This window comes from Conexibacter sp. CPCC 206217 (genome assembly GCF_030646165.1).
Lineage (GTDB): Bacteria > Actinomycetota > Thermoleophilia > Solirubrobacterales > Solirubrobacteraceae > Conexibacter.
Genome location: NZ_JAUTDO010000002.1, coordinates 669,430 through 691,171, shown reverse-complemented (window position 1 = coordinate 691,171; position 21,742 = coordinate 669,430). Strand labels below are relative to the sequence as shown.

Below are 21,742 nucleotides of genomic sequence, written 5' to 3'. Positions count from 1 at the left end.
GCCGGGGGTCGGCCGTGCTGAGGCGTTCCTACGGCGCCGGCAGCAGCGCGCTCGCGTTGCCGCCCGCGATCTCGCGGTACTGCTGCGACAGCCGCGCGGCGCTGGCGTGCAGCAGCTCGGCGAACTCCGGCACGAGCTTCTTCGGGAAGCGACTGACCGGCGCGCTGATGCTGAGCCCGGCGAGCACCGGCAGGCCCTCGACCGCGACGGCGATGCAGCGCCCGCCGTCCTGGTTCTCGCAGTCGTCGAGGCCGTAGCCGACGCGTCTGACGCGTGCCAGCTCGGCGAAGTAGTCGTCGGGATCGGTGATCGTCTTGCTGGTGACCGCCGGCATGCCCTCCGACTTGAGGATCGTGCGCACGATCTCGGGGTCCATCCGCGCGGCGATCACCTTGCCGATCGCGGTCGAGTGCAGCATCCCGTGCTCCCCGATGCGCGCGGCGAGGCGCATCATCTGCTCGCTCTCGACGACGATCGCGTGCGTGTGGTGGCCGCCGTCGAGCAGGCCGAGGTTGACCGTCTCGCCCGTCTCGTCGCGCAGCGTCACCAACTGCGGGCGCACGACCGCGAGGAAGTGCTCGATGTCGCGCGTGGAGCGCGGCCGGAACGCGAACCCCAGCCGCATCATGTTGTCGTCGCGGTCGATGTAGTTGCGGCGCTCGAGCGCGATCAGATACCGGTAGGCGGTGCTCTTCGGCAGGCCGGTGCGCTCGGCGATGTCGGTCAGCGAGAGCCCGTCGGGCGCCTCTTGCAGCAGGTCGAGGATGTCGCAGACGCGTTCGACCGCTCGCAGCGAGGGAGAGTCTGCCGTGTGCTCAGCATCGGTCGTCATCGCGCGTTCTTCGCTCCTGAGAGGGACCCCGTCGGTGGCTTCGTAGGTCGCTCCTAACGAAAAGAGCGTTCCAGCCACTGGAAACAACATACCAGATGAGCATGCCGGAATGAGGCGGGCGCGCCACCTGCGGGGCCGCCGGATCGCCCGCCGAATGGCGCCTCGGCGCTACGACAGGTATCTCTCGACGACGCTCGCCGGCCGCTCCTGCGCCTCGTCCGGATTGCGGCCGACGTTGCGCAGTGCGCGACGACGGCGCAGGAGGTCCCAGAGTTGGTCGAGTTCGACGCTGATCTCGGCGACCCGCGTACGGTCCTCGGCGAGCGTGGGGTCTGTGCCCGCCTCGTGCTCGCGCAGTCTCAGGCGCTCCTGTTCGAGCGCGTCGATCTTCTGCTGGATCTGCTCGTCGGATGGCATGCGGCCAACTCTCTCAGATCCGGAGGTGCTCGCGCAGGGGGTACGGTAATCGCGTGTGCAATCGGGTGCAGCGCTTCACGAGGGCCGTCCGATGACCCGCAACGGGAGTGTCTCGTTTTGGTACGCGAGCACTGCGCTGCCGGCCCGGCGTGCGCCGCTGGACGGCGACCGCGGCGCCGACGTCTGCATCGTCGGCGCCGGCTTCACCGGCCTCTGGACGGCCTACTACCTGAAGCGCGCGCAGCCGGACCTCGACGTCGTCGTGCTCGAGCGCGAGTTCGCCGGCTTCGGCGCGTCTGGTCGCAACGGCGGCTGGCTGTCGGACCACTTCACCTCGCCGCGCGAGCAGCTCGCGCAGCAGCACGGCCGCGACGCAGTGATCGCGCTGCAGCACGCGATGCGGGCGACGATCGACGAGGTGCTGGCGGTCTGCGCGCGCGAGCGGATCGACGCCGACCAGGTCCACCACGGTGTCGTCCAGGTCGCGCGCGGGCGGGCGCAGGAGGCGCGCCTGCGCGCGTACGTCGAGCACGAGCGCACGTGGGGCTACGGCGGAGACGGCGACATGGTGGCGCTGGCGTCCGACGAGATGGCCGCGCGGATCCGCGTCGCGGGCGGCTCGACCGGCGCGTGGAGCCCGCACTGCGCGCGCGTGCAGCCGGCGAAGCTCGTGCAGGGACTGGCTGACGCGGTGCAGCGGCTCGGGGTCACGATCCACGAGTCGACGACCGTGCGCGAGGTCGTGCCGGGGCAGGCGCGCAGCGACCGCGGCGTCGTGCGCGCGCCGATCGTGCTGACGTGCCTGGAGGGGTTCACCCCCTCGCTGAGAGGCCAGCGCCGCAGCTGGCTCCCGCTCAACTCCGCGATGGTCGTGACGGCGCCGCTGCCCGACGCGGTCTGGGAGCAGATCGGCTGGGGCGGCGAGGAGCTGCTCGGGGACATGGCGCACGCGTACATGTACGCCCAGCGGACCGCCGACGGCCGCATTGCGCTCGGCGGTCGCGGCGTGCCGTACCGCTTCGGCTCGCGCACGGACCGCTTCGGCCAGACCCAGCGCGCGACGATCGCGCAGCTGACCGAGCTGCTGCACGCGTTCTTCCCCGCGACGCGCGCGGTCGCGGTCGAGCACGCCTGGTGCGGCGTGCTGGGCGTCCCGCGCGACTGGTCCCCGGCGGTGCGGCTGGACCGCGCCAGCGGCCTCGGGATCGCCGGCGGCTACGTCGGCAACGGCCTCTCGACGACGAACCTCGTCGGCCGCACGCTGACCGACCTCGTGCTCGGCCGCGACAGCGAGCTGACCCGCCTCCCGTGGGTCGGCCACACCGCCCGCCGCTGGGAGCCCGAGCCGCTGCGCTGGCTCGGCGCCAACCTCGTCTACGCCCTCTACCGCACGGCAGACCGCCGCGAAGCGTCCAGCGACAGCCCGCGCACGAGCGTGCTCGCGAAGGCGGCGCAGAAGCTGTCGGGGATGTGAGCGGTCGAACACCTTTCAGCGAACAGTCTCCGTAAAGCGACCCTTACCGCGTATCCGCTACGCTGCCGCGCACTGCCCTCTTAGGGCACCCTAATTTCTGCGCGAAGGACGAGTGCGATGGACGGACGGTCGGTGGAGTCGCCACGATGGCGGCGGACGGTGGCGGCGGTCGTGGCGGCGGTGGGGCTGCTGGTGGCCGGATGGGGCGGGACGGCGGTCGCGGCGACGACGCCGATCACGACGGGGGCGGGGCTCGACTGGGGCGTCAAGGAGTCGTGGCGCAACTACATCGGCGTCGGGGGCACGACGCTCAGCGACGGGGTCACGCGCAACGCGGACGGGACGTTCCACTTCCCCGTCACCGGCGGCTCCTACGACGACGCGACCAGAACGACGACCGTGCAGTTCGGCGGCACCGTCGTCTTCCTCGGCCACTGCGACAGACCCGACTACGGCCGGCCGTGCGCGCTCGACATGACGATGGTCTCGCCGCGCGTCGAGATCACCGAGGACGGTGCGTTCCTCTACGCGCGAATGGCCAGCCGGCCGATCGAGGGCGGCGAGATCAGAGACCTCCCGGACGTCAGAGTCGCCTCGCTCGACACCGAGGACGCGACGCCGGTCCTGGCCGGCGGGACGACCAGCTGGAGCGACCTGCCCGCGCGCATGACGCTCGAGGGCAGCGAGGTCTTCACCTACACCGTCGGCACGGTGATCGACCCCGTCTCGTTCGGCTACGACGGTCCCGGCGGCAGGCCTGCCGGCGAGAGCTGGGCCAATCCGGCCGAGCCCGTCTACCACTTCGACGCGCTCACGGAGGCCGCGGCGGCCGAGAGACCGCGCTTCACGCATCCGGGCCGCAACGCCGACGAGCTGGTCGGCGTCCACCTCGGCCCGGTCGCCATCTCCGTGGTCGACCGCCGAACGTTCGCGGTCGTCCCGGGCAGCTACGACGACAGCTTCAAGGGCGCCTTCGGGTCGGTCGCGACCGACCCCGCCACCGGCACCGTCTTCTACGGTCAGTCCGGCACGAACATGTCGCTCAGCGTCCGCACCTGGAACGGGACCGCGTGGACGGTCACGACCGTCCCCGGCACGGCGATCGCGGCTGACAGCAGCATCGGCGGCGGTGCCTGGGACCAGGCCGGCCGACGCTATCTCGTCTCGCGCGTGGTCGGCGGCGACTCGCAGCTGTGGTCGGTGCGGCAGGAGGGCGGCGCGTGGGTCGGCAGCAGCCTCGGCTCCGTGCGGCTGGCCAACAGCCTTCCGGCGCCGCTGATCCAGACGCTCGTGACCACGCCCAACGGCGACCCCAACAGCTCGCCGTCGGTGATCATGGGCGCCTGGTTCGGCCAGGTGCAGCGGCTCTCGATCGCCGCCAACGGCATCGTCGCCGAACCGCTCGCGCAGGCGCCGGGCGTCACCGCGACGCAGCTCGTGCGCGTGCAGAACGGCGTCTACGCCGTCGGCGCCGACACGGTCCGCTACATCCCGATCAACGGCTCGTTCGGCTGGTTCACGCTCGGCAACGCCGGCCCGGCGATCCCGGTTCCGGCGGCGTCCGGACTCAGCACGCTGGACCCAGGCCTGGTCACGTCCGATCGCGCGCGCGACACGTTGTTCGTGCCGTCGCACGGGCTTACGAAGGTGATGCGGATCGAGGCCGGCACGCTGCGGCACACATTCCCGCTTCCGGGCGGCGAGAGACTGCTGTACGGCGACAGCTTCCTGCCCGGGACGACCTCCGACGGGCGCCTCGTGCGCACCTCCGACAGCGGCCCGCGGCCGGCCGACGCGCTCGCCTACGACGCGACGACGCCGTCGTTCACGACGCAGCCGCACGACACGGCGGTCGCGCTGCCGGCCGGCACGCCGAGCGCCGACGCGACGCTCAGCGCCGCCGTCGCGGGCGACCCGGCGCCGGCCGTGCGCTGGCAGTCGCGCGTCCCGGGTCAGACGAACTGGGCCGACCTGAGCGCCGCCGACGGCGTCGCCGGGCAGGACACGACGACGCTGACGATCCACGCGGGCGCCGGCCACAGCGGCCGCCAGTACCGGGCGATCGCCTCCAGCAGCGCCGGCGAGGTGGCGAGCGAGCGCGTGCTGCTCGACGTCAAGACGCCGCCGGCGATCTCCGTGCAGCCGGACAGCGTCTCGCTGGTCGAGAGCGCGGGCGCGGCGCTGTTCAAGGTCTTCCCGACGGCAAACCCGGATCCGACCGTCCACTGGCAGCAGCGGATCGGCGGCTTCTGGCGTGAGATCGACGCCGACTCGGGCGACTTCGAGGTCGACGGCGGCTTCCTGACCGTGACCGATCCGACGGCCGCGATGTCCGGCACGCAGTTCCGCGCGCGGATCGTCAACGAGGTCGGCACGACGTTCAGCCGCGTCGTCACGCTGACGGTCGCGCCCGCGCTCACCGAGCCGGTCACGTTCGGCGGCGGCTACGTCGACTGGGGCTTCGCCGAGCGCTGGCGCTGCTACGTCGTCGGCAACATCGCGCGCGGCGCGATCGAGCCGTCGGGCGGCGTCACGCGCAACCCCGGCACGCTCGCGACAGGCGGGCTCTGCAACGGCCGCAACGCCGGCTCCGAGACGCTGCGCTTCCCGGTCCGCGGCGGCTCCTACGACCCGGCGTCCGGCCGGCTCGAGGTGTCGCTGAACGGCGCCGTGCGGTTCTGGGGCCACGACTACCACGTCCCGGGCGACACGACGCCGCAGCTGGACACGCGCTTCTCCGGGCTGCGCATGGTGGTCGAGAACGGCGTCGGCACGCTCTACACCGACGCGGTCGGCGCGACGATGGACAGCCCGACGCCGAGAACGTACTCGCAGGTCGCGCTCGTCAGCGCCGACTTCGGCGGCGTGAGCCCGGCGCGGACGGCCAACGGCCTCGCCTGGGCCGGCGTGCCGACGGCGCTGACCGAGGAGGGTGCGGCCGTCTTCGGCAGCTACGCGAGAGGCGAGGCGTTCGACCCGATCTCGTTCGACCTGGCGTTCGGCGAGCCGGGCAGAGATCCCGAGCCGGAGGAGCCGCAGGAGCCGCAGGAGCCACAGCAGCCGCAGCCGCCCGCGCCGCAGCCGAGCCCCGACCCGGCGCCGCCGCAGCCGAGCCCGGACCCGGCGCCGCAGCCGAGACCCGCGCCCACGGTCGGACGCGCGACGTTCGCGGTCCCGAAGGCGGTCCAGCGCGTCGGCGCGAAGCGGATCGCGACGGTCGCCACCGTCGCCTGCCCGGCCGGCGCCGCGTGCTCGCTGAAGGCGCCCAAGGTCGTCGGCGTGCGGATCGGCGGCAAGCGCTACAGCGCGCGCGTGGTCGCGCCGCAGCGGATCGCGGCCGGCAAGCGCGCCGCGCTGCGCGTGCGGCTGACGAAGGCGGCCGTGAAGCGGCTCGCCGGCCGCCGCGCGACCGTCCGCGTCGTCGTCACCGTGACGAGCGGCAGCGTCGCGACCAAGCGTACGGTCAGCGTGACGCTGAGAGGTGCGCCGGCTCGCACCTAGGGCCGGCGCAGGCCGGCCGACCAGCGCTCCTCGATGCGCCCGTAGCGCCAGACGGCGATCGCGATCGCCCAGGTCGCGACGAACAGGCCGACGACGACGTACCCGAGCAGGTTGAGGTCGAGACCGGCGGCGAGATCCCACACGCCGCCGGTCAGGCCGAGCTTCTCGGCCAGCACCGCGAGCAGCTCGACGGTCCCGATCAGCAGCGCGACCGCGACCGACAGGCCCGTCACGGTGATGTTGTAGAAGACCTTGCGGACCGGCTTGGAGAACGCCCACCCGTACGCGAAGTTCATGAACGCGCCGTCGATCGTGTCGAGCAGCGACATCCCGGCCGCGAACAGGATCGGCAGGCAGACGATCGCGTAGAACGGCAGCCCGCCGGCCGCCGCGCCGCCTGCCAGCACCAGCAGCGCGACCTCCGTCGCGGTGTCGAAGCCGAGGCCGAACAGCAGGCCGAGCGGGTACATCTGCCACGGCTTGCGGACCGCGCGCGTCGCGCGCCCGTAGAAGCGGTTCATGAAGCCGCGCGAGGTCAGCTGCCGCTCCAGTTCGGCCTCGTCGAACTCGCCGTGGCGCATCCGCCGGAAGATCCTCACGACGCTGACGAGGATGATCAGGTTGAGGATCCCGATCAGGAACAGGAACGAGCCGGACACGACGGGCCCGACGAGCCCGGTCGCCTGGTGCAGCGCCGAGTCGTCGTCCTGGACCGCGCCGCTGAGGCCGCGCACGCCGAGGAACACCAGCACGCCGAGCAGGAAGACGATCGTCGAGTGGCCGAGCGAGAAGAAGAAGCCGACGCTGAGCGGGCGCTGGCCCTCGCTCATCAGCTTGCGCGTCGTGTTGTCGATCGCGCCGATGTGGTCCGCGTCGAACGCGTGGCGCAGCCCGAGCGTGTACGCCGTGATGCCGACGCCGAGCCCGAAGACGCCGCCCGCGCCGAGGCTGTAGTCGTGCGGCACGACCAGCACGAGCAGGATGAAGAAGCCGACGACGTGCAGGCCCAGCACGACGGCGGCGAGCGCCGCGGCGCGGCGCCACTCCTGCGGCGTGAGCCCTGCTCGGATGCGCTCGCAGCGGTGGCGTGCGGCGGCCGGGATCGACGCGATCGTCATCTCTTCGCCTTCATCGAAGAGCCGGATCCCAATGGGGCGCAGCCGCCGGCGAGCGCGGCCGCGGCGACCGCCGCCTGGCCGTAGGCGATCCCGCCGTCGCCCGGCGGCATGCGCTCGGGCGCCAGTGCGCGCAGGCCGAGCGTGCGCAGGTGGGCCGTCGTGCGCTCCAGCAGCAGGACGTTCTGGAAGACTCCGCCGGAGAGCACCGCCAGCTCCGTGCCGGCGGCGCGCGCAGCGGCGGCGCAGGCGTGCGCGGTGGCGGTCGCGACCGCGTTGTGGAAGCGGGCCGAGACGAGGCTCGCCGGGACGCCCGCGCGCATGTCGGCGGCGACCGCTCGGATCGCCGGCCGCGCGTCGAGGCGGCCGGCGGGGTCGAGCGGCAGCGGATAGGCCGTGCGCTCGCTGCGGTCGGCGAGCGCCTCCAGTTCGATCGCCGCCTGGCCCTCGTAGGTGGCGTGGGTGCGCATGCCGCAGAGCGCCGCGACGGCGTCGAACAGGCGGCCCATGCTCGTCGTCGTGGGCGCGGCGAGCCCGGTCGCGGCCATCCGCGCGACCGCGCTCCACGCGTGCGGGTCGACCCGGCCGGCGAGCGCGGCGGGGAGGGGAGGGGGAGCGAAGTGCGCGACGTCGCCCGGCGCGCCCGGCGGCGATTCGTGCGCGGCGCCCCGATGGACGTGCGAGGGCGGCGGCGCGTCGTCGTCGTCGCTCGCGGCCGCTGCCACCAGCCACGCGCACGCCATCCGCCACGGCTCGCGCGCTGCGCGGTCGCCGCCTGGGAGGCGCACGGGCCACAGGGAGCCGGCGCGCGTGAAGCCGCGCGCGTCGCCGACGAGGATCTCGCCGCCCCAGACGGTGCCGTCGGCGCCGAAGCCGGCGCCGTCGTAGATCGCGCCGACGGCGGTTGCGGTCTCGCCGTGCTCCGCGAGGCAGGCGGCGAGGTGGGCGTGGTGATGCTGGACGGCGAGCAGGTCGACCCCGTCGCACGCGAGCGCGTAGGAGGTCGAGAGGTAGTCGGGATGCAGGTCGTGGACGACCAGTTCCGGCCGCACCGCGAACAGCCGCTGGAAGTGGTCGACCCCGTCGCGGAAGGCCGCCAGCGTCTCGGCGTTGCGCAGGTCGCCGACGTGGTGGGAGACCCATGCGCGCTCGCCGCGGGCGACGCAGAACGTGTTCTTCAGCTCGGCGCCGCAGGCCAGCAGCGGCCGTGCGGTCGCGAGCGGCAGGGCCAGCGCCGCGGGCACGTACCCGCGTGAGCGCCGCAGCGTCAGCGGCCGCCCGCCGACGGCGCGCACGACCGAGTCGTCGGTGCGCGTCTGGATCGGGCGGTCGTGGACGAGGAACGCGTCGGCGATCGGCGCCAGGCGCCTGCGCGCGTCGTCGTCGCGGTACGCGATCGGCTCGTCGGAGAGGTTGCCGCTGGTGAGGACGAGCGGCGACGACGACGCGGGCCCGTCGCTGCCCGCCAGCTCAGCGATGGCGACCGCAGCGAGGTCGGCGAGCAGCAGGTGATGCAGCGGTGTGTACGGCAGCATCACGCCCAGCTCGCGCATGCCAGGCGCGACCGCGTCCGTCACATTCGCGCTGACGCGACGGGGCGCGAGCACGATCGGGCGCGTGGACGAGCCCAGCAACTCCTGGGCTGCGCCGTCCAGCTGGACGAGCCGGTGCGCCGCTGCGAGATCGGCCGCCATCAGCGCGAACGGCCGGTCCTCACGATGCTTGCGTCTGCGCAGCGCGTCGACGGCGTCGTCGTCGTCGGCGCGGCAGGCGAGGTGATACCCGCCGAGCCCCTTGATCGCGACGATCGCGCCGTCGGCGAGCAGACGGGCAGCAGCCGCGACGGCGTCGCGATCGGCTTCGCCCAGCTCCCGCCCGCCCGCGTCGAGCAGGCGCACGCGCGGGCCGCAGACGGGGCAGGCGTTCGGCTGGGCGTGGAAGCGGCGGTCGGCGGGGTCGTCGTACTCGGCCTGGCAGGCGGGGCACATCGCGAAGGCGGCCATCGTCGTGCGGGGGCGGTCGTACGGGACATCGCGCACGATCGTGAAGCGCGGGCCGCAGTTGGTGCAGTTGACGAACGGGTAGCGGTGGCGGCGGTCGGCCGGGTCGCGCAGCTCGGCGAGGCAGTCGTCGCAGGTCGCGGCGTCGGCTGCCACGAGCGCGCCGGCCGGACCGTGGCGCTCGCTCGCGACGATCGCGAACGTGCGTGCGCCGGTCGGCGGGAGCGGATCCGCGTCGACCCGTTCGACGTGCGCGAGCGGGGGCGCCTCCGCTGCCAGCCGCGCGAGGAAGTCGCCGACGCCAGCGGCGTCGCCCTCGACCTCGATCACGACCCCGCGCTCGTCGTTGCCGACCGCGCCGCCGAGCTCCAGCTCACGCGCGAGGCGGTGCACGTAGGGGCGGAACCCGACCCCCTGGACGGTGCCCTCGACGCGGATGCGGAGGCGGCGCGCCGCGGGGGAGCGCGGGCGTGTCGCGGTCACAGGTCGGCCTCGATCAGCTCGCGCAGCACGTGCCATGCGCTCGCCTGCGCCTCCTGGATACGCGGGATGTGCTCCGAGCGGGTGACGATCACGTGGTCGGCGAGCCGTTCGGCGGCGACGCGGCCGCCGTCGTAGCCGACCAGCGCGATCGTCGCGAGTCTGCGCCGGCGCGCCTCCTGCAGCGCGAGGATCACGTTCGGCGAGCCGCCGCTGGTCGAGAACGCGAGCAGTGTGTCGCCGGGTCTGCCGTAGGCGATCACCTGCCGTGCGAACAGCGCCTCGGTCCCGACGTCGTTCGCGATCGCTGTCAGGATCGCCGGGTCGGCGGTGAGGTCGAGTGCGCGGCGGGCGGGCCAGGGCGGCGGCTCGCGCAGGTCCGCCACCGCGTCCATCGCATCGGTCGCCGAGCCGCCGTTGCCGAGCGCCAGCAGCGTGCCGCCCGTGTCGAAGCTCGCTCGCAGCGCGGCCGCCGCGGCGAGCAGCGTCACGCGGCCCTCGCGCAGCGTCTGGGCGCGCAGCTCGCCGATCTCGCGCGACTTCGTCAGCGCGGAGGCGCGCACGTCGGCGAGCACGGCGCCGAGGTCGTCCTCGCGCTCGGCGAGGAACGGGTAGAGGAAGCTCGACGCGCCGCTGTCGTGGACGGGCCCGGCGGTCCGGCCGGCGAGCAGGCCGCGATGCTCGAAGAAGACGTGGACCAGCTCCCACAGCACGTGGTAGGCGGTCTCCGCCAGTTCCTGCGCGACGAACGCGTCGGCGGTCGGCGGGATCAGCTCCCACTCGGCGCCCACGCGGGTGAACGCGAGCGTCAGGCAGCCGCCCCGCGCGGCGTCGCGCACGGCCGCCTCGACGGCCGCGCCGGACCGCTTCGACGGCGCGCCGGCCGCGCCGCCGCCGAACGCGATCGCGATGTCGTCGGCGCGCGCCAGCAGTGCGACCTCGGCCGGGCTGAGCGCGAGCGCCGGCAGCGCCCGCTTGCCGACGATCACGGGGTGGACGAACTCGACCGCGACGTGGCGCGCGTCGGACACGTCGACCGTGCTCGCCCCGAACGCCAGCAGCCGCCCGCCGCGCGCGAACCGCTCGGCCATCGCGTGGCAGAGGCGCGCGAGCCGCTCCGACTCCGCGCCGAAGAAGCGCTCGCCCGCCGCGACGCGCGCGGCCAGCAGCGCGTCGACGCGATCGGCACCGGTCGCGGCCGCGGGGCTCACACGGGCGCTCCGCTCGGCGCGCTGGTGGCCGCGTCCGCCGTGCCCACATCCCGCTCCGCCGCGACGCGCGCGGGCAGCGCCGCCAGCCACTCCCGCACCTGCTCGACGCCCTCGCCCGTACGGGCGCTGACCTGGATCGTGGCGACGCCGGGGTGGACCGTGTCGAGGTGGTGCAGGTAGCGGTCCAGCTCGAAGTCGACGTGGTCGAGCAGGTCGACCTTGTTGACGACGACCAGCTCGCAGGCGCGGAACATCAGCGGGTACTTCAGCGGCTTGTCGTCGCCCTCGGCGACGGAGGAGACCATGATCCGCGCGTCCTCGCCGACGCGGAACTCGGCCGGGCAGACGAGGTTGCCGACGTTCTCGATCACGAGCAGGTCGAGCGCGTCGAGGTCGAGCGCCGGCAGCGCGGAGCGGACCATGTTCGCGTCGAGGTGGCACTCGCCGCCGAAGCCGCCGTCGGTGTTCAGCTGCACGACCGGCACGTGCAGCTGGGCGAGGCGGTCGGCGTCGAGCGAACCCTGCACGTCGCCCTCCAGCACGCCCGCGCGGACGCCGTCCAGGCCCGGCCCGAGCACGCGCTCCAGCAGCGTCGTCTTGCCCGCGCCCGGCGCGCTCATCAGGTTCACGACCGTCACGCCGGCGCGGTCGAAGTCGTCGCGGTTGGCCCGCGCGATCGTGTTGTTGGCGTCGAGCGCGTCCTCGACGATCCTCACCTTCACGCGATGCATGACGCCTCCGTCTTCGTCTCGACCTCGATCGACTCCACTTCCAGCTCCTCGCCGCTCAGCACCGCGACCGCCGCGCCACCGCACGACGGGCAGCGGAACGCGAGCGCGTCCGCGGCCCATTCGCGCGCGCACGCGAGACAGCGCAGCCGCGCGCCCACAAGCTCCTGCTCCAGCGTCGCCCCCTCGCAGACCGTCTCGCGCGCGACCAGTCCGAAGTAGAAGGCGAGCGAGCCGGGCACGACCTGGCGCAGCGCGCCGACGCGCAGGTGGACGTTGCGCACGCGCCGGCCGGCCGCGTGCCGCACCGCCGTGTCGACGACCGCGGCGCCGATCGACAGCTCGTGCATCGCAACTCGCCTAGCCCGCGTAGGCCGCGTCGCTGCGCAGCCCCTCGATCGTCTCGCGCACGAGTGCGAGCGCGCGCTCCACCGCCGCCTCGACGGGCGGCGTCAGCCCGAGCCCGACGTCGTCGACCGCGCCCGGCTCGCAGCCGATCACGAGCACCTTGCCGGGCCAGCCGCCGGTCGCGCTGACGAAACGCAGAACCGTGTGCGGATCCATCCCGTGCGGGTCGATGCTCTCGCCGTCCTCGATCGCGCCGGCGTACTGCTCGCGCTGCGGCTCGATCACGAACAGCGTGCCGGGCGGCTCGCCCTGGCGGCTGGCGTCGAGCAGCACGAGCGCGTCGTAGCCGCGCATCACCTCGTAGGCGAGGTCGAGGCCGTTGGTGCCGAAGTCCATCACGGTCACGCCCGACGGCACGCCGCCCTGCTCCAGCCGGCGCGCGACCTCGCCGCCGAAGGCGTCGTCCCGCAACCAGGCGTTGCCGACGCCGGCGACGAGGATCTGCTTCTCGTACTGAGGGCTCACGGTGCGATGACCTCCACGTCGGCGGGTCTGAAGTACAGGTAGCGGCCGATGTCGCGCATCAGCTCGCGGCCGGGGTCGTCGTCGATCGTCACGCCGAGGTGGACGGCGTCGTCGTAGTCGACGTAGATCCGCTCGACGGTCGCGCTGCGCCCGGCGAGCAGATGGTCCTGGGCCGTCGCGTTGCCGGCGTGGCCGTCGCCGACGCGCAGCCGCACGCGCACGCCGGGCCGGTAGGTGATCCCGTCGACGGTCGCCTGCGCCTCGCCGGCCTGACCGTCGCGCGCATCGGTGCGCGGCGCCGGATCCCGCACCGTCACGCGCCCGTGCAGCGCGACGATCTCCGCGGGCGTGGCGGCGACCGCGCGCGCGAGCATCGCTCTGACCGCCGGGTCGTGAGCGGCGATCTGCTCGCGCTCGTCGTCGCTGAGCGCGAGCACGTGCAACAGCAGCGCCTCCTCGATCTCGGTCGCGTCGAACAGGTCGCCGCGGCTCTCGGGCGCCAGCTGTGGGTGGTCGGGCAGCACGATCGCGGCGCCCAGGAGGGCGTCGTCCGCGTCGCCGGCGAGCACTGGGAAGGTGTTGACCGCGGCGCACGCCATCACCGCGGCGGCGCCGTGCTCGGGCGGGTCGACCGGGGAGAGGAAGCGGGCCGGCGTCGCGGGCGCGGCGCCGCGCACGCGCGCGAGCACGTGCGTCGAGAGCAGGCTGCGGCGCAGCGCCTGCGCGCGGTCGAGGCCGACGGGCACCTCGGTCTCGTTGACGACCGACAGCGTCACGCGCGCGAGCGTCTCGTCGAACCGCTGCGCGCCCATCCGGACGCTGCCGCGCACGGACTCGAACGCGAACCGCGTGCCGATCCCTTCCCCGTCGAGCTGCGACAACCCCGTCGCGGGCAGCTCGACGACCCGCGCCACAGCCTCGTTGCGCTCCCCGCACGACTCCAGGAAGCGCACGCTCAGCGCCACCGTCGCCTGCGCATCGCCCGCGACGATCCCCTGCATCCGGATCCGCTCGTACGTCGTCGGGCTGGCGGCGGCGTAGGCGGGCGGGTAGACGATCCCGAACGGCGTCGGCGTCGCGTTCTTCGCCGCGCCGGGCGTATAGGGGTAGAGCGCGTAGCCCTCCCACAGCAGGGTCGTGACAAGCTCTTCGAGCGTGGCGTCGTCGCTCATCGCGTGTCCTCGCCGGCAGCGTGAGCCGCGTCCGCGAGCGGCGGCCGCCGCTCCCCGCCGAGCGCCTGCGCGAGCAGCCCCGCCACGCACGCGTCGAAGCTGTGCTCGCCCTGCTGCGCCTTGTGCCGCTGCAGCGCGTCGAGCGTCTCGGTCGAGAGCCGGATCCATCCCCCGCCGGGATACTGGTCGGCGATCGCGCGCTTCCACGCCGCGACCGGCATCGACCAGCGCGCCGAGCACGCCCACGGCACCGCCGTCACGCGCAGCGCCGCGGCCTCGCCGCGGTAGAGGACCATTCCGGTGAAGTGGAACGAGAGCGGCACGACGCCGTCGGGCAGCGAGTAGAAGTACTTGCTCGCAGCGACCTCGAGGTCGTAGGTGCACGGCACCTCGAGCGCGAACGAGGTCGCGCCGGTGAAGCCGGGCACGAGCACGTCGGCGCGCGCCCACTGGAAGCTGTGCGTCGTCGCGCCCCAGCGCTCGGGCGCGCCGAACAACTCGACCAGCCGTGCGCGCGTCGCGGCATCGTAGCTGCGCCGCGCGGGGTCGACCTGGATCTGCGCCGACAGCGCGATCGCGTAGACGTCGCGGCCGTCCGGGTCGGAGACGTGCAGGTGGAAGCGCAGCGTCGGCGTCAGCGCGTGCGCGACCGGCGCGACGTCGAGCACGCTGAAGACGGGGTCGAGCAGGCGCGCCTTCGGGGTCGGACGCGGTCGGTCGCCGGGCGGCCGATCGCTGCGCGGCGGCTGCTCGGGCGGCGCGGCGCCGCCGACATGACGAACCTCGAGCGTCATGCGGCCCCCGCCGCCGCCCGCTCCCGCAGCTCGCCGAAGAACTCCGTCACCGCGCCGTCGATCGCGCGCCCGCCGGAGATGCCCTCCCAGCGCGCCTTGATCAGGCCGACGAGGCGGTAGCACTGGTCGATCGGCGCGATCGCGTACTGACCCCGCCCACTCCCGCCGGCGCCGGCGAGCCGGTTGACGACGAGCGCCTCCGCATCCGGTTCGAGCCGGTCGAGCACGGGATTGGCGGCGCGCATCGCCGTCCACGCGAACAGGTCGACGTCGGACTCGGTCGCGCCGGCCGGGCTCGGGTACAGCGCGACGACGGTGCCGGTCATGCTCGACCGCATCACGAACGCGAGCCCGATCGGGATCTGCAGCGACGCCCACAGCTCGTCGGGCAGCTCGAAGTCGTCGAGCCACAGCGTCCGCACGCCGGCCGGCCGGTACTGCTCGTCGCCGGAGTGGACCGACCAGCACGTCTCGCAGACGCAGACGATCCGCCGCTCGTAGAGGTGCAGCAGGTGGCGGTGGTCGTCGGCGATCCCGGACGGGCAGAGGCCGCAGTGCTCGTCGCTCCTCGGTTTGTGAGCCACTGGTGGGGACTGTCGTGCTCGCTCGGCGAGCGTTCGGAGACCGCGCATCGTGCTCACGGCGCGAACGCCACCTTCACGACGCCGTCGCTGCGCAGCAGCGGGATCGGCTCCAGCTGCAACCCGTCCGGCCCGCGCCCCGCGCGCGGCAGGTCGTACGCCCGCCCGCACGCGGCGCACGTCAGCGTCCCGCCGATCAACATGCCGCCGTCGAGGTTCTCGCCGCAGCCCGCGCAGGCGTTGCGGTAAGCCAGCAGCGTGCCGGCGACGTTCGCGATCAGCAGCTCGCTCGTGATCGCCGCGATCGTCCCGCGCGCGATCGTCGTCGCGCCGTCGAGCGGGACCCATTGCGGCGCGCCGACGGGCGGGCGCGCGGGGCGCGCGCCTGCGGCCGGGCCCGTGCCCGCGCCCGGCGCCGGCGCCGCGACCGCGCCCTCCACGTCGATCCCGCGCAGGTCCGGTGCGGCCTCCTGCAACGCCTGCTCGACCGCCGCCTCCAAGGTCGCGGCCGAGGCGGCGCAGCCGTCGCACGACCCGCGCAGCCGCAGCCGCGCGACGCCGTCCTCGATCCCCAGCAGCTCGATCCCGCCGCCGTGCGACTCCAGGTATGGCAGGACCGTGTCGAGCGCCTCGCGCACGCGCGTATCGAGGTCGACCGGATAGAGGTCGTGGATCAGCAGCAGGCTCGCGACCACGCCGTCGCCGACGAGTCGCTCGCGCAGCTCCTCGACGCCGATCCCAGGCTCCGAGAGAGCCGCGAAGATCCGCTCCAGCCCCTCGCCGTAGAGCTGCACGATCGCGGTCGCGAGCTGGTCGGCGCAGTCGCGCGCGAACGGGTCGCCGATCTGCTCCAGCTGCTCGGTCAGCTCCTGCACGCGCTCGACGAGCGCCTGCTCGGTGCCCGTCGAGACGGCCATCGCCTCACGCCATCCCGGTCGGCGTGTGCACCACCTTGCGCACCTTCCCGCCGCCGTACATGTGCACGCCGCAGGGCAGGCACGGGTCGAAGCTGTGCACCGCGCGCATCACGTCGATCCCCTTGAACGTGTCCGGCCCGTTCTCCTCGAAGATCGGCGAGTTCTGGACCGCGTCCTCGTACGGCCCGGGCGTCCCGTAGGTGTCGCGCGGGTTCGCGTTCCACGGCGTCGGCGGGTACGGCTGGTAGTTGGCGATCTTGCCGTCGCGGATCACCATGTGGTGCGAGAGCACGCCGCGCGCGGCCTCGTGGAAGCCGACGCTGATCGTCTCCTCCGGAACGCTGAACTCCTTCCAGCTTCTGGTCCGTCCGGCGCGCACCTCCACGAGCGCCTTCTCGAGGCAGTGCAGCCCGACGAGAGCGGCGTATGCCTGGTGGTAGCTGCGGGCGCGCTGGCGCTCGATCGCGTTGGACCACTGCGGGATTCTCCACTCCAGCTCCATCTGCGGCATGAAGCCCGTCTTCGGCAGCACCATCTGGAGGCTGTGGCCGGTCGCCTTCAGGTAGCCGATGTCGAGCAGCCCGGCCTTCGCCGTCACCCATTGGCGCGCGAACGGCCCGCCGCCGGTGTCGCTGGCGACGAAGCTGCCGTCGCGTCTGTCGAACATGCGCGGCGAGGCGACCCACGAGTACTTGTCGGTGAAGTCACGCGCCTGCGGTTTGGGCAGCGTCACCTTGTTCCACGGGTGACGCTTGTCGACCTCGTTGCCGAGCGGGTCTCTGGTGACGAACGTCGCCTCGTTGGTCCAGTCGTCGAAGTAGGAGGAGCCGAGCAGGATCCGGATCGCGAGGTTGATCTCGACGAGGTCGGTGGTGATCAGCTCACCCTTGAAGACGAGGCCGGGCGTCACGTAACGGTGACGGCCCCAGTCGGTCATGTTGCGGTAGTCGTAGTCGACGTAGTCGGGGTCGTCGAAGCAGCCCCAGCAGATCAGATCGGTGTCGCGGTAGCCGACCTGCTCGTACCCCGGCATCGCCTCGTAGAAGAAGTCGTAGAGGTCGTCGTGCATCGGGATGCTGCGCTTGCAGTAGTCGACGTAGCGCATCAGCCGCACGTAGTAGTCGGTCAGCGTCTGGTGCGTGATGTCGGCGCTGCAGCCGCCCGGCAGGATCGTCGAGGGGTGCGTGTGACGGCCGCCGAAGAGGCAGTACATCTCGCGCGTGTAGCGCGCGACCTGCAGCGTCTCCAGGTAGAAGTCGCCGGTGAACGCGTTCAGCGCGCGCATGATGTCGGCGATCGTTCTGTAGCCGTGGACGTCGGAGTGCGGCGCCGGCGTTCTCTCGGCGCGCGCCAGCACGCCCGGGTTCGTCTCCTTCACCATCTGCTCGGAGTAGTCGACGTTCGCCATGCAGTCGTTGTAGATCGCGTGGTCGAACATGAAGTCGGCCGACTCGGCGAGGTTGAACGCGTAGTCGCCGAGCTTCGGCGGCTTGACGCTGTACGCCATGTTCTGGTTCAGGCACGAGCAGGTGCAGTGGTTGTCACCGCAGATGCCGCAGATGCGGCTGGTGATGAAGTGAGCGTCGCGCGGATCGATCCCCTTCATGAAGATGTCGAAGCCGCGGAAGATCATCGACGTGCTCCAGCATCTGAGCACTTGCTGGTTGGTGAAGTCGATCTCCGTGTGAATTCCGAGCGACCCGACGATGCGGGTGATCGGGTCCCACGACATCTCCTTGACGACGACTCTCTGCTGGCCCGGCGTCTCGACGGTTGCCATCTGAATCTCCCTTACCAGCGCTTGGCGTAGCCGGATGTGAGCTCAGCGCGGTTGTGTCGCCACTCGGGCTCCTTGTCGTACTTGCGTCTGATGTTGAGGTGGCGCCCCCAGCGCAGCAGCGGGCCGTAGGTGAATCTGGCGACCGTCGAGGAGATCCCGCCCATTCTGTCCTCGTCCATGAACGGCATGTAGCTGTCGGGGAAGCCCGGCATCGTGCACGCCATGCAGATCCCGCCGACGTTGGGGCAGCCGCCGACGCCGTTGACCCACCCGCGCACCGGCACGTTGCACTTGACGACCGGTCCCTTGCAGCCGAGCTTGACGAGGCAGCGGTGGTCGGAGCCGTACTCGGTCGCGAAGTCGCCCTGCTCGTAGAAGGCGGCGCGGTTGCAGCCCTCGTGGACCGTGCGGCCGAACAGCCACGTCGGGCGGCCCTGGTCGTCCAGCTCCGGCAGCGGCGCCATCCCGGCGAGCGCGAAGACGAGGTACATCAGCGTCTCGGTCATGTTGTCCGGCTGCGCCGGGCAGCCGGGGATGTTGACGATCGGGATGCCGGCCTTCGACTTCCAGTTGGAGCCGAGGTAGTCGCGCACGCCCATCGCGCCCGTCGGGTTGTTCTTCATCGCGGGGATGCCGCCGTAGGTGGCGCAGGTCCCGATCGCGACGACCGCGGAGGCCTTCGGCGAGAGACGGTCGATCCATTCGTTCGTCGTGATCGGCTGGCCGGTCGAGGGGTTGACGCCGAAGCCGGTCCAGTAGCCGTCGCCGTTGATCTTCTCGTTGCCGAGCGAGCCCTCGATCACGAGCACGAACGGGTCGAGTCTGCCGGCCTCCGCGTCCCACCAGGCCTGCATGTAGTCCTGGCCGTACTCGTACGCCAGCACCTGGTTGTGCACCACGACGCTCGGCATGCCGGGAATCGCTCCGGTGATGATGTCCTCGAGGCTCGGGTTCGTCGCCGAGGTCATCGCCACCGAATCGCCCTCGCAGGAGAGACCGACGGTCATCCACAGCACGTGCGCCGTGATCGCCTCGGTTCTCGCCTGGCCGGGAACGAACTCTGTCGCTGCCATCGCCTGCTCCTCTCAACAGATCCGCGGCAACGGATCGCCCACGAGCTGGTCCATCACCCGCTTGCCGCCGAACGCCGTCTCGACCAGCACCATGCCGGGCGGCTCGGTCTTGACCTCGCCGATCTCCGCCGCCTGCGCGAAGGTCGCTCCATCGCCTGCTGCCTGCAGCGCCGCCAGCGCCGCGTCCGCGTGCTCGGGCGCGACGACCGCGACGAAGACGCCCTCGTTGGCGACGTGCATCGGGTCGATCCCGAGCAGCTCGGCCGCGCCCGCCACGATCGGATGCACGGGCACCGCGCGCTCGTGCACGAGCAGCGCGACGCCGGAGGCGCGCGCCAGCTCGTTCAGCACCGAGGCGACGCCGCCGCGGGTCGCGTCGCGCAGGCAGCGCAGGCCGGGGCCGGCCGCCTCCAGCAGCGCGTCGACCGCGGGCCACAGCGGGCGCGTGTCGGATTCGATCGTCGCGCCCAGCTCGAACTCGCCGCGCGCGAGCATGATCGCGGTGCCGTGCTCGCCGATCGGGCCGGAGACGATCACGCGATCGCCGGGCCGCAGCGCGGTCGGTGCCAGCCGCGCGCGCGGGTCGCGCACGCCGATGCCGGTCGTGCAGATGTAGAGCTTCTCGGCGCAGCCGCGCTCGACGACCTTCGTGTCGCCGGTGACGATCTGCACGTCGGCGGCGTGCGCGGAGGCCGCGATCGCAGCGACCTCCGCGCGCAGCACGTCCGCCTCCAAGCCTTCCTCCAGGATCAGCGACAGGCTGAGCGCGAGCGGCCGCGCGCCGGCGACGGCGAGGTCGTTGACGGTCCCGTTGACGGCCAGCTCGCCGATCGAGCCGCCGGGGAAGCGGAGCGGCTTGACGACGAAGCTGTCGGTCGTCATCGCGAGCTGCGCGCCGCCGACCTCGATCGCGCCGGCGTCGGCGAGCTGGTCGAGCGCGGGCGAGGCGAAGGCGGGCACGAGCACGCCCTCGATCAGCGCCGCCGTCGCCTTGCCGCCGGCGCCGTGCGCCATCGTGATCCGCTCGTCGCGGAACTTCGGCCGCTTCGAGCGCGCCGTCTCGATGATCCCGAGGATCTTCTCCTCGCGGCCGAGCGGCCGGCCGGGCGCTCCCGGTTCGACGCGCGCGCTCACACGACCTCCCGCTCGCGCGCGAAGCGCCCGTAGTTGTAGTACGCCGCGCAGGCGCCCTCCGACGACACCATGCACGTCCCGATCGGCCGCTCCGGCGTGCACGCGGTGCCGAACACCTTGCACTCCCATGGCTTGATCACGCCCTTCAGCACCTCGCCGCACTGGCACGCCTTCGGGTCCGCGACGCGCACGCCCGGCACCGGCCAGCGCAGCTCGGCGTCGAGCGACGCGTAGTCGTCGGACAGGCGCAGGCCGCTCTGCGAGATGAAGCCGAGCCCGCGCCACTCGAAGTGTGGGCGCAGCGCGAAGACCTCGCTCATCACCTCCAGCGCGCGCAGGTTGCCCTCGTACGGGACGACGCGCTTGTACTGGTTCTCGACCTCCGCACGCCCGCTGCCGAGCTGGCGCAGGATCATCAGGACCGACTGCAGGATGTCGACGGGCTCGAAGCCGGAGACGACGATCGGCTTGCCGTAGTCGGCTGGGATGAACTCGAACGGGCGCGCGCCGACGACGGTCGAGACGTGGCCCGGACCGACGAAGCCGTCGAGCCGCAGGTCGGGCGAGTCCAGCAGCGCGCGCAGCGGCGGCACGATCGTGACGTGATTGCAGATGCAGGAGAAGTTCTCGATCCGCTCGGCCTTCGCGCGCTTCAGCGTCAGCGCGGTCGACGGCGCCGTCGTCTCGAAGCCGATCGCGAAGAAGACGACCTGCCGGTTCGGCTCCGCCTTCGCGATCCGCAGCGCGTCGAGCGGCGAGTAGACCATCCGCACGTCGGCACCGCGCGCCTTCGCCTCCAGCAGCGTCCCGTCGGAGCCGGGCACGCGCATCATGTCGCCGAAGCAGGTGAAGATCACGTCCGGCTGATGGGCGATCGCGATGCCGTCGTCGACGCGGCCCATCGGGATCACGCAGACGGGGCAGCCGGGGCCGTGGACCAGCTCGACGTTCTCCGGCAGCAGGTCGTCGACGCCGTACTTGTAGATCGAGTGCGTGTGGCCGCCGCAGACCTCCATCAGCTTGTAGTGGCGGCCGGGCTCGACGGCGGCGAGGATCTCGCCGGCCAGCACGCGGCCCAGCTGCGCGTCGCGGAACTCGTCGACGAATCTCATGCGGTCGCCTCGTCCAGGCGCGTCAGCGCGGTGCCGGCGTGGACCAGCAGCGTGTCGCCGACGGCGGCGTCGACGAGCGCGATCTCGACCGTGCCGCGCGCGCCGTCGGCGTCCTCGCAGAGCGCCAGCGCGCGCGCCGCGTCGGTCCGCAGCACGCGCATCGGGACGCCGTCGTCGCCGCACGTGACGCAGTGGCGGGGGTCGTCGCAGCGGGGCGCGGAGCGTGCGTCGAACAGCGCGGACGCGGGCGTCACTCGATCACGCTCGCCTTCAGCTCCTCCAGCTCCTGCTGGTAGTCGGCGCCCATTCCCTGCAGCAGCGCGAGCGTCGCGGCGGCCTCCTGCTCGTCGACGAGCGAGAGCGCGAAGCCGACGTGGATCAGGACCCAGTCACCGGGCTCGGCGCTGTGGCCGTCGGCGTCGAGCAGCCCGATGTTGACGGTCCGCCGCACGCCGGCGACGTCGACCAGCGCCAGCCGGTTGGCGGCGTCGACGACTTCGATGATCCGGCCCGGGATCGCCAGGCACACAGCGCTCTCCTCGCTCGCG

The 21,742-nt window shown here is 72.7% G+C and carries 20 protein-coding genes; 2 read left to right on the top strand and 18 right to left on the bottom strand.

The features are described from left to right. Window positions 1-28 precede the first annotated feature (28 nt). Window positions 29-832 (bottom strand): IclR family transcriptional regulator, encoded by an 804-nt coding sequence (locus tag Q7L65_RS07875; protein WP_304720103.1) that lies wholly within the window; start codon window positions 830-832, stop codon window positions 29-31. Window positions 833-1,000: 168 nt separating this feature from the next. Beyond that, complete coding sequence (locus Q7L65_RS07870) at window positions 1,001-1,249, bottom strand: DUF2630 family protein (protein WP_304720102.1); 249 nt, start codon at window positions 1,247-1,249, stop codon at window positions 1,001-1,003. Window positions 1,250-1,340: 91 nt separating this feature from the next. Here Q7L65_RS07870 and Q7L65_RS07865 point away from each other — a divergent pair, with 91 nt between their 5' ends. Next, a complete protein-coding gene (locus Q7L65_RS07865; RefSeq protein ID WP_304720100.1) occupies window positions 1,341-2,723 on the top strand; it encodes an FAD-dependent oxidoreductase in 1,383 nt (460 codons plus the stop codon). A 159-nt stretch (window positions 2,724-2,882) separates the two neighbouring features. Then, window positions 2,883-6,224: an HtaA domain-containing protein gene (locus Q7L65_RS07860; RefSeq protein WP_304720099.1), complete on the top strand. Its 3,342-nt coding sequence runs from the start codon at window positions 2,883-2,885 to the stop codon at window positions 6,222-6,224. Here Q7L65_RS07860 and Q7L65_RS07855 read toward each other — a convergent pair. Genes Q7L65_RS07855 through Q7L65_RS07780 form a run of 16 tightly spaced genes read right to left on the bottom strand, consistent with a single transcriptional unit; the run spans window position 6,221 to window position 21,723 of the window. Next, window positions 6,221-7,342, bottom strand: a complete 1,122-nt coding sequence (locus Q7L65_RS07855) for a HoxN/HupN/NixA family nickel/cobalt transporter (protein WP_304720097.1) — start codon at window positions 7,340-7,342, stop codon at window positions 6,221-6,223. The genes Q7L65_RS07860 and Q7L65_RS07855 overlap by 4 nt on opposite strands. Then, on the bottom strand, window positions 7,339-9,822 hold the full coding sequence (gene hypF / locus Q7L65_RS07850) for a carbamoyltransferase HypF (RefSeq protein WP_304720095.1): 2,484 nt from the start codon (window positions 9,820-9,822) through the stop codon (window positions 7,339-7,341). Before hypF ends, Q7L65_RS07855 begins: the two co-directional genes overlap by 4 nt. Further along, complete coding sequence (locus tag Q7L65_RS07845; protein ID WP_304720094.1) at window positions 9,819-11,030, bottom strand: SIS domain-containing protein; 1,212 nt, start codon at window positions 11,028-11,030, stop codon at window positions 9,819-9,821. The genes hypF and Q7L65_RS07845 overlap by 4 nt, the downstream gene beginning before the upstream one ends. Further along, window positions 11,027-11,761, bottom strand: a complete 735-nt coding sequence (gene hypB / locus Q7L65_RS07840; protein ID WP_304720091.1) for a hydrogenase nickel incorporation protein HypB — start codon at window positions 11,759-11,761, stop codon at window positions 11,027-11,029. Before hypB ends, Q7L65_RS07845 begins: the two co-directional genes overlap by 4 nt. After that, window positions 11,749-12,108 carry a hydrogenase maturation nickel metallochaperone HypA gene (locus Q7L65_RS07835; protein WP_304720088.1) on the bottom strand — a complete coding sequence of 120 codons (360 nt, stop codon included), beginning with the start codon at window positions 12,106-12,108 and terminating at the stop codon, window positions 11,749-11,751. Before Q7L65_RS07835 ends, hypB begins: the two co-directional genes overlap by 13 nt. A 10-nt stretch (window positions 12,109-12,118) precedes the next feature. After that, window positions 12,119-12,631 (bottom strand): hydrogenase maturation protease, encoded by a 513-nt coding sequence (locus Q7L65_RS07830; RefSeq protein ID WP_304720085.1) that lies wholly within the window; start codon window positions 12,629-12,631, stop codon window positions 12,119-12,121. Then, window positions 12,628-13,803 carry a hypothetical protein gene (locus Q7L65_RS07825; RefSeq protein ID WP_304720083.1) on the bottom strand — a complete coding sequence of 392 codons (1,176 nt, stop codon included), beginning with the start codon at window positions 13,801-13,803 and terminating at the stop codon, window positions 12,628-12,630. The genes Q7L65_RS07830 and Q7L65_RS07825 overlap by 4 nt, the downstream gene beginning before the upstream one ends. Further along, entirely contained in the window at window positions 13,800-14,597 is a 798-nt protein-coding gene (locus Q7L65_RS07820; protein WP_304720079.1) for a DUF6084 family protein, read from the bottom strand. Before Q7L65_RS07820 ends, Q7L65_RS07825 begins: the two co-directional genes overlap by 4 nt. After that, window positions 14,594-15,181 carry a DUF5947 family protein gene (locus Q7L65_RS07815; protein ID WP_304720076.1) on the bottom strand — a complete coding sequence of 196 codons (588 nt, stop codon included), beginning with the start codon at window positions 15,179-15,181 and terminating at the stop codon, window positions 14,594-14,596. The genes Q7L65_RS07820 and Q7L65_RS07815 overlap by 4 nt, the downstream gene beginning before the upstream one ends. A 53-nt stretch (window positions 15,182-15,234) precedes the next feature. Continuing rightward, window positions 15,235-16,095 (bottom strand): NifU family protein, encoded by an 861-nt coding sequence (locus Q7L65_RS07810; RefSeq protein WP_304720073.1) that lies wholly within the window; start codon window positions 16,093-16,095, stop codon window positions 15,235-15,237. A 4-nt stretch (window positions 16,096-16,099) separates the two neighbouring features. Further along, window positions 16,100-17,875: a nickel-dependent hydrogenase large subunit gene (locus Q7L65_RS07805; protein ID WP_304720072.1), complete on the bottom strand. Its 1,776-nt coding sequence runs from the start codon at window positions 17,873-17,875 to the stop codon at window positions 16,100-16,102. Between the two features lie 11 nt (window positions 17,876-17,886). Continuing rightward, entirely contained in the window at window positions 17,887-18,948 is a 1,062-nt protein-coding gene (locus tag Q7L65_RS07800) for a hydrogenase expression protein HypE (RefSeq protein ID WP_304720069.1), read from the bottom strand. Between the two features lie 12 nt (window positions 18,949-18,960). Continuing rightward, window positions 18,961-20,082: a hydrogenase expression/formation protein HypE gene (hypE, locus tag Q7L65_RS07795; protein ID WP_304720066.1), complete on the bottom strand. Its 1,122-nt coding sequence runs from the start codon at window positions 20,080-20,082 to the stop codon at window positions 18,961-18,963. Next, on the bottom strand, window positions 20,079-21,194 hold the full coding sequence (gene hypD / locus Q7L65_RS07790; protein WP_304720064.1) for a hydrogenase formation protein HypD: 1,116 nt from the start codon (window positions 21,192-21,194) through the stop codon (window positions 20,079-20,081). Before hypD ends, hypE begins: the two co-directional genes overlap by 4 nt. Continuing rightward, entirely contained in the window at window positions 21,191-21,448 is a 258-nt protein-coding gene (locus tag Q7L65_RS07785) for a HypC/HybG/HupF family hydrogenase formation chaperone (protein WP_304720063.1), read from the bottom strand. The genes hypD and Q7L65_RS07785 overlap by 4 nt, the downstream gene beginning before the upstream one ends. Further along, entirely contained in the window at window positions 21,445-21,723 is a 279-nt protein-coding gene (locus Q7L65_RS07780) for a HypC/HybG/HupF family hydrogenase formation chaperone (RefSeq protein ID WP_304720060.1), read from the bottom strand. Before Q7L65_RS07780 ends, Q7L65_RS07785 begins: the two co-directional genes overlap by 4 nt. Between the last annotated feature and the right edge of the window lie 19 nt (window positions 21,724-21,742).

What these genes read in the sequence shown, in the direction of transcription:
- Q7L65_RS07800 (WP_304720069.1), bottom strand. Translation starts at nt 18,948, where the DNA reads ATGGCAGCGACAGAGTTCGTTCCCGGCCAGGCGAGAACCGAGGCGATC.
- Q7L65_RS07865 (WP_304720100.1), top strand. Translation starts at nt 1,341, where the DNA reads ATGACCCGCAACGGGAGTGTCTCGTTTTGGTACGCGAGCACTGCGCTG.
- hypD (WP_304720064.1), bottom strand. Translation starts at nt 21,194, where the DNA reads ATGAGATTCGTCGACGAGTTCCGCGACGCGCAGCTGGGCCGCGTGCTG.
- Q7L65_RS07855 (WP_304720097.1), bottom strand. Translation starts at nt 7,342, where the DNA reads ATGACGATCGCGTCGATCCCGGCCGCCGCACGCCACCGCTGCGAGCGC.
- Q7L65_RS07805 (WP_304720072.1), bottom strand. Translation starts at nt 17,875, where the DNA reads ATGGCAACCGTCGAGACGCCGGGCCAGCAGAGAGTCGTCGTCAAGGAG.
- Q7L65_RS07870 (WP_304720102.1), bottom strand. Translation starts at nt 1,249, where the DNA reads ATGCCATCCGACGAGCAGATCCAGCAGAAGATCGACGCGCTCGAACAG.
- hypB (WP_304720091.1), bottom strand. Translation starts at nt 11,761, where the DNA reads ATGCATCGCGTGAAGGTGAGGATCGTCGAGGACGCGCTCGACGCCAAC.
- Q7L65_RS07820 (WP_304720079.1), bottom strand. Translation starts at nt 14,597, where the DNA reads ATGACGCTCGAGGTTCGTCATGTCGGCGGCGCCGCGCCGCCCGAGCAG.
- Q7L65_RS07825 (WP_304720083.1), bottom strand. Translation starts at nt 13,803, where the DNA reads ATGAGCGACGACGCCACGCTCGAAGAGCTTGTCACGACCCTGCTGTGG.
- Q7L65_RS07810 (WP_304720073.1), bottom strand. Translation starts at nt 16,095, where the DNA reads ATGGCCGTCTCGACGGGCACCGAGCAGGCGCTCGTCGAGCGCGTGCAG.
- Q7L65_RS07875 (WP_304720103.1), bottom strand. Translation starts at nt 832, where the DNA reads ATGACGACCGATGCTGAGCACACGGCAGACTCTCCCTCGCTGCGAGCG.
- Q7L65_RS07835 (WP_304720088.1), bottom strand. Translation starts at nt 12,108, where the DNA reads ATGCACGAGCTGTCGATCGGCGCCGCGGTCGTCGACACGGCGGTGCGG.